The organism is Bradyrhizobium sp. WSM1253, from assembly GCF_000244935.1.
GTDB classification, from domain to species: Bacteria; Pseudomonadota; Alphaproteobacteria; order Rhizobiales; family Xanthobacteraceae; genus Bradyrhizobium; species Bradyrhizobium canariense.
In genome coordinates, this window is sequence record NZ_JH600073.1 from 1,796,912 (window position 1) to 1,803,267 (window position 6,356).

At 63.3% G+C, this 6,356-nt stretch carries 6 protein-coding genes; 3 read left to right on the top strand and 3 right to left on the bottom strand.

What is annotated here, in order from left to right; all coding sequences use genetic code 11:
• Positions 1-70: 70 nt before the first annotated feature.
• A complete protein-coding gene (locus tag BRA1253DRAFT_RS10240) occupies positions 71-880 on the bottom strand; it encodes a crotonase/enoyl-CoA hydratase family protein (RefSeq protein ID WP_007593694.1) in 810 nt (269 codons plus the stop codon).
• A gap of 116 nt (positions 881-996) precedes the next feature.
• Between BRA1253DRAFT_RS10240 and BRA1253DRAFT_RS10245 the strand changes: the two genes are divergently transcribed.
• Positions 997-1,869 (top strand): SDR family oxidoreductase, encoded by an 873-nt coding sequence (locus tag BRA1253DRAFT_RS10245; RefSeq protein ID WP_007593696.1) that lies wholly within the window; start codon positions 997-999, stop codon positions 1,867-1,869.
• Between the two features lie 219 nt (positions 1,870-2,088).
• Complete coding sequence (locus tag BRA1253DRAFT_RS10250) at positions 2,089-3,666, top strand: fatty acid--CoA ligase (RefSeq protein ID WP_007593698.1); 1,578 nt, start codon at positions 2,089-2,091, stop codon at positions 3,664-3,666.
• A gap of 196 nt (positions 3,667-3,862) precedes the next feature.
• Here BRA1253DRAFT_RS10250 and BRA1253DRAFT_RS10255 read toward each other — a convergent pair whose 3' ends face one another.
• A complete protein-coding gene (locus BRA1253DRAFT_RS10255; protein WP_007593699.1) occupies positions 3,863-5,137 on the bottom strand; it encodes an acyl-CoA dehydrogenase family protein in 1,275 nt (424 codons plus the stop codon).
• 208 nt (positions 5,138-5,345) lie between these two features.
• Here BRA1253DRAFT_RS10255 and BRA1253DRAFT_RS10260 point away from each other — a divergent pair, with 208 nt between their 5' ends.
• Positions 5,346-6,125: an enoyl-CoA hydratase-related protein gene (locus tag BRA1253DRAFT_RS10260; RefSeq protein ID WP_007593702.1), complete on the top strand. Its 780-nt coding sequence runs from the start codon at positions 5,346-5,348 to the stop codon at positions 6,123-6,125.
• 41 nt (positions 6,126-6,166) lie between these two features.
• Here BRA1253DRAFT_RS10260 and BRA1253DRAFT_RS44865 read toward each other — a convergent pair.
• Positions 6,167-6,356 (bottom strand): hypothetical protein (locus tag BRA1253DRAFT_RS44865; RefSeq protein WP_210161955.1); only part of this gene is annotated, 190 nt, incomplete at its 5' end.

Sequence of the window (6,356 nt, forward strand, 5' to 3'; positions counted from 1 at the left end):
CTCGAACCATGAGAGCCCGTGGCCCATCCCTCGAGACGCTGCTTCGCGGCTCCTCGGGATGAGGTCTGCGCTAATCCGCAAACTTCGGCGCGCGCTTCTCCAGATTGGCGCGCACCGCCTCGGTCTGGTTCGCACTGCCGATCAGCTTCTGCTGCTCGACGGACTCGGCAAGCAGCGCGGGGCCCGGATCGACCGAGAGATTGTTGAGCAGGCGTTTTGCGGCGCGGATCGCATCGGGGCTTTTTCCCGCGATCTCGCGCGCGACTTCGAGGGCGCTCGCGCGCGGGTCGTCGCAGATGCGCGTGGCGAGACCGTAAGCCATCGCCTCCTGCGCGGAGAAGATGCGGCCGGTGTAGGTGAGATCGCGCAAAATGTCGTCGCGTACGAGCGAGGCCAGGATCGGCGTGCCCGCCATGTCGGGCACCAGACCCCATTTGATTTCCATCACCGACATCCGCGCATCGGGGGTCAGGAAGCGCATGTCGGCGCCGAGCGCGAGCTGGAAGCCGCCGCCGAAGGCGACGCCCTGGATCGCGGCGATCACCGGGACCGGAAGCTGGCGCCAGCCCCACACCGCTTGTTGCGCAAAGTTCGCCTGGCCGTGCGTGCGTTTGGTGAGATCGCGATTTTCGCCACCCGGAATTCCGTTGCCGCCCTTCTCCTTCATGGCGGCAAAACGCCCCATGTCGAGACCGGCGCAGAAGGCGCGGCCCTCGCCCGACAGCACCGCGACGCGCACGCTCTTGTCCTTTGAAAGCCGGTCGGTTGCGGCGACAAGGGCCTCGAACATGGCCTGATCCAGCGCATTCATCTTGTCCGCGCGCACCAGGCGCACATCGGCGATGCCTTCCGAGATCGAGATCGAGACGCGCTCTTCCATGAATGAATTCTCCCCTGGTTCCCTGCTGTTCTTGTTCGGTACCGCTTTACAGGACGACGGCGGCCGGATTTAGTCAATCGATCAATTAACCGACAATCGCGACAGGGGAAACAGACATGTTCAAGGAAAATCTTCTGGCGGGACGACGCATCCTCGTGACCGGCGGCGGCACCGGGCTCGGCAAGTCGATGGCGGCGCGCTTCCTCCAGCTCGGCGCCGAGGTGCACATCTGCGGCCGCCGCAAGATCGTCTGCGACGAGACCGCGACCGAGCTGATGGCCGAGTATGGCGGCCGCGTGAGCAGCCACGGCGTCGACATCCGCAACGCGCCCGCGGTCGAGGAGATGATCGAGACCATCTTTCGCGACGGCCCCCTCACCGACCTCATCAACAACGCCGCCGGCAATTTCATCTCGCGCAGCGAAGAGCTGTCGCCGCGCGGCTTCGACGCCGTCGCCAACATCGTCATGCACGGCACGTTCTACGTGACGCAAGCGGTCGGCAAGCGCTGGATCGCGTTGAAGCAGCCCGGCAACGTCGTCTCGATCACCACGACCTGGGTGCGCAACGGCTCGCCTTACGTGGTGCCGTCGGCGATGAGCAAGTCCGCGATCCACGCGATGACGATGTCGCTCGCAACCGAATGGGGCCGCTACGGCATCCGGCTGAACACGATCGCACCGGGTGAGATCCCGACCGAGGGCATGAGCAAGCGCATCAAGCCCGGTGACGAAGCCGGCGCGCGCACCAAGGCGATGAACCCGATGGGCCGCGTCGGCACCATGGAGGAATTGCAGAACGTCGCCGTGTTCCTGATCTCGGGCGGCTGCGACTGGATCTCCGGCGAGACCATCGCCATGGACGGCGCGCAGGCGCTCGCGATGGGCGGCAATTTCTACCAGCTCCGCGACTGGAGCGACGACGACTGGAAAACCGCGCGCGAGAGCATCATGGCGCAGAACGAAAAGGATCGTGCGAAGCGGGGGTGACGTAGTCGTCCTGGCGAAAGCCAGGACCCATTCCCACCGAATGTTTTTTGGCGAAGATAGGCCATGGCCGGTCTTCGCCAAATTGCGTTTTGTGGCTATGGGTCCTGGCTTTCGCCAGGACGACGACGTTGAAGCCATGGCGTACCTTCCCCCGTCTTGTCTTCCCCTGCGGATGACGCCACACTCCGCGGCATAAGAACAAGACGGTATGGGAGAAACATGACCACACAGCCATTGGCCAATCTCGCCGACATGGTGCGCGAGCGCGCCAAGAGCCGCGGCAACGCGATCGCCTTCGAGTTCGAAGGCCGCGTCACCAGCTTTGCCGAATTCGACGTCAAGACGAATAAAGTGGCCAACGCGCTGATCGCGATGGGTGTGAGACGCGGCGAGCGCATCGCCTATCTCGGCAAGAACAGCGACATCTATTTCGAGCTGCTGATGGGCGCCATGAAGGCCGGCGTGGTGATGGCGCCCGTGAACTGGCGGCTCGCGGGCCCCGAGGTCGCCTTCATCGTGAGCGACTGCAAAGCGCCGGTGCTGTTCGTGGGACCTGAGTTCATCGCCCTGGTCCGCCAGATCAAGGGCCAGTTGCCGGGCGTGCGCAGCGTCATCACCACCGAAGGTGGCGCGCCGGAATGGCAGGATTTTACAGCTTGGCGCGATGCACAGAGTGGCGATGATCCCAAGGTGCCGATCGACGCGAAGGACATCGCGATTCAGCTCTATACGTCGGGTACGACGGGCAAGCCGAAGGGCGCGATGCTGTCGCATGCGAACTTCCTCAACCTCGTGCAAACCGGCAATGCCGAGGACAAGCCTGAATGGAACCGGTGGTCGACCGACGACGTGTCGCTGGTGGCGATGCCCATCTTCCACATCGGCGGATCCGGCTGGGGCGTGATGGGGCTCTATCACGGCGCCCGCGGCGTGATCGCGCGCGAGTTCGATCCGACAAAAGTGCTGGATTCTTTCGAACAGTCCGGCATCACAAAGCTGTTCATGGTGCCCGCCGCGATGCAGTTCGTGGTGCGGCAGCCGCGCGCAAGGACTGTCGATTTCTCGCGGTTGAAATACATGCTGTACGGCGCCTCGCCGATACCGGCGGCGCTGCTGAAGGAATGCATCGAGATCTTCAAATGCGGCTTCGTGCAGATGTACGGCATGACCGAGACCACCGGCACCATCGTCGCGCTGCCGCCGGAGGATCATATCGAGGGGCTGGAGCGGATGCGCTCGGCCGGCAAGGCGCTGCCGGGCGTCGAGATCGCGATCCTCGATGTCGATGGCAAGCCGCTGCCGCCGCGCGAGGTCGGCGAGATCGCGACACGCTCGGGCTCCAACATGGCAGGCTACTGGAATCTGCCGGAAGCGACCGCCGCGACGCTGCGCGGCGACGGCTGGCTGCGCACCGGTGACGCCGGCTACATGGACGAAGACGGCTATCTCTACATCCATGACCGCATCAAGGACATGATCATCTCCGGCGGCGAAAACATCTACCCGGCCGAAGTCGAGAGCGCGCTGTGCGATCATCCCGACGTCGCGGAAGCCGCAGTGATCGGCATACCCGACGACAAATGGGGCGAGGCGGTGAAGGCCGTCGTGGTGATGAAGCCGGGCAAGCAGGCGACCGCCACCGACATCATCAACTTCACCCGCGAGCGCATCGCGGGGTTCAAGACGCCGAAGAGCGTGGAGTTCCTGCCGGCGCTGCCGCGCAATCCGTCAGGCAAGATTTTGCGGCGGCAATTGCGCGAGCCGTATTGGGCGGGGAAGGATAGAAGGGTGAATTAGGCCGACTGCGAGAAGCGATGGTGCAATCGGGAGCTCCGCCCATGGCGACATCTCTGGATTGCTTCGCTTCGCTCGCAATGACGGTGTGGAGGCGGATGCGCGCCTCTCTCCTCCGTCATTGCGAGGAGCCCTTGCGACGAAGCAATCCAGACTGTCTCTCTGGAAAGACTTTGGATCGCTTCGCTCGCGATAACAGCTAATGCTTCCCCGGCCCCATATAGCCGAACAAAAATCCCGCCACCTTGCGGATCTGGATCTCCTCGCTGCCCTCGGTGATGCGGTAGCGGCGGTGGTGGCGGTAGATGTGCTCGAACGGCTTGTGGCGTGAATAGCCCATGCCGCCGTGGACCTGCATGGCGCGGTCGGCGGATTCGCAGCAGAGGCGGTTTGCCCAATAGTTGCACATCGAGACGCGGTCGGAGAGCGTGCGCTCGATCTGCTCCTCAGTGAGCTTGTCCATCTCCCAGGCGGTCTTGCGGATCAGCAGCCGCAGCATCTCGGCCTGGGTCGCAAGCTCGACCAGCGGGAACTGGATCGCCTGGTTCTCGGCCAGCGCCTTGCCGAACGGTTTTCGCTCGCGCGCATATTTCACGCTCTCGTTGATACAGTAGACCGCTGCCCCCAACGAACTCGCCGCCTGCCGGATACGGTTCTGATGGACAAAACATTGTGCCAGCGACAGGCCGCGCCCGACCTCGCCGAACAGCGCGTCCTCGGGAACGAACACGTCCGTGAAGCTGACGCGAGGATGATCGGTCGGCATGTTGAAGGTCCACATGTACTCTTCGATCTTCACGCCCTGGCTCTTGGCCGGCACCAGGAAACAGGTGATACCGCGGGCATCGCCGTCATTGCCGCTGGTGCGCGCGAACAGCGCGCAATGCGTGGCGACGTGCATGCCGGTCGTCCACATCTTCTCGCCGTTGATGATCCAACCCTTGACGTTGTCGCGGGTCGCGGGCACCGCGCGCGTTTCCATGTGGGTGGCGTCGGAGCCATGATTTGGCTCGGTCAGGCCGAAGGTGATGCGGTACTTGCCCTTGATCGAGCCATCGATCATCGCCTTCTGGTCGTCGCGTCCGTAGCGATCGAGCATGGTAGCGACGGGGAAGTTGCCGACGATGGAATGCTCGTTCTGAAGATCGTTGTGCAGGCCGAGCCCCTTGGCGGCAAAGTGCTCGCGGATCACGGCCATCCAGAGATTGGAGCCATCCTTCCCGCCATATTGCTTCGGCACCGGAAATCGCAAATGACCGGCCGCGTCCGCGAGATCCTTGGCCTTGCGCAGCAGCGCTTCCCATTCGTGGCGCGGCAGGCCGCCATTCTCGAAATCGGTGCGGGCCCATTCGCGACGATGATCGAAGAAGCGGATATTATCATCGGCCTCTTCCAGCGGCTTGATCTCGCGTTCGATGAAACGGTCGAGCTCTGCGAGATAGGCGACGAGATCGGCAGGCAATGAGAAATCCACGGCTCTCTCCCGGGTGTTTTTTCGTTTTGCGTTAAGGCGCTGGGCGCAGCTTTGCTTCGCACGATTAAGGTGAGAAGAGCGTCGCCAAGTCAAGCAACGGAAGGCGTACTGGATGCGCAGGGCGCATTGCGCAATTCGATGGTGCTCTAGCGCGGTGGCGCGGTAGTATTCCGGCAATATTCCTTCACGAGAAACTGCGGGAGCGACCATGGAGCTGAAATTCTCAAAGGTGGAACGCAAGGGGCCGATCACGATCGTCACGCTGTCGCGGCCCGAGGTCTACAACGCGCTGCACACCGACGCGCATTTCGAGCTCAACAAAGTGTTTGACGATTTCTCCGCCGATTCCGAGCAGTGGATCGCGATCGTCACTGGCAGCGGCGACAAGGCGTTCTGCGCCGGCAACGATCTGAAGTGGCAGGCGGCCGGCGGCAAGCGCGGCTGGGACAAGGGCGGCTTTGCCGGCCTCACCGCGCGCTTCGACTGCGACAAGCCGATCATCGCCGCGGTCAATGGCGTGGCCATGGGCGGCGGTTTCGAGATCGCGCTGGCCTGCGACCTCATCATTGCCTCGGAGAACGCGACCTTCGCGCTGCCCGAGCCGCGCGTTGGCCTCGCCGCACTCGCCGGTGGCCTGCACCGGCTGCCGCGCCAGATCGGGCTGAAGCGCGCCATGGGCATGATCCTCACCGCGCGCCACGTCAGCGCCAAAGAGGGTCTCGAACTCGGCTTCGTCAATGAGGTGGTGCCGCAGGGCGAGGCGCTCACGGCCGCGCTGCGCTGGGCTGAGATGATCACCAAGAATTCGCCGATGTCGATCCGCGCGTCAAAGCAGGCGATCCAGAAGGGCCTCGGCGTGTCGCTGGAGCAGGCGATCGAGCAGCAGCGCGACTATCCGGCCGTGAAGGCGATGGCGGCCTCGCAGGACTACATCGAGGGACCGAAGGCATTTGCGGAGAAGCGGCCGCCGAAATGGATGGGGAAGTAGCTGTTTCCGTCATGCCCGGGCTTGTCCCGGCCATCCACGCCTCACCGCGCGGCACGAAGAACGTGGATGCCCGAGACGAGCCCGGGCATGACGATGCGAAGAGAGTAGCGCGCCTGCATCAACGCCGTCATTGCGAGCGTAGCGAAGCAATCCAGAATTGATCTTCCCCCAAAAAAGTGGACATGGATCAAGCCGATTTTAGCTCCATCTCGACCGGGCTGATATAGCCGA

Bases quoted from the DNA above. Each gene is read 5' to 3' on its own strand.
- BRA1253DRAFT_RS10250 (WP_007593698.1), top strand. From the start codon at position 2,089: ATGACCACACAGCCATTGGCCAATCTCGCCGACATGGTGCGCGAGCGC.
- BRA1253DRAFT_RS10245 (WP_007593696.1), top strand. From the start codon at position 997: ATGTTCAAGGAAAATCTTCTGGCGGGACGACGCATCCTCGTGACCGGC.
- BRA1253DRAFT_RS10260 (WP_007593702.1), top strand. From the start codon at position 5,346: ATGGAGCTGAAATTCTCAAAGGTGGAACGCAAGGGGCCGATCACGATC.
- BRA1253DRAFT_RS10240 (WP_007593694.1), bottom strand. From the start codon at position 880: ATGGAAGAGCGCGTCTCGATCTCGATCTCGGAAGGCATCGCCGATGTG.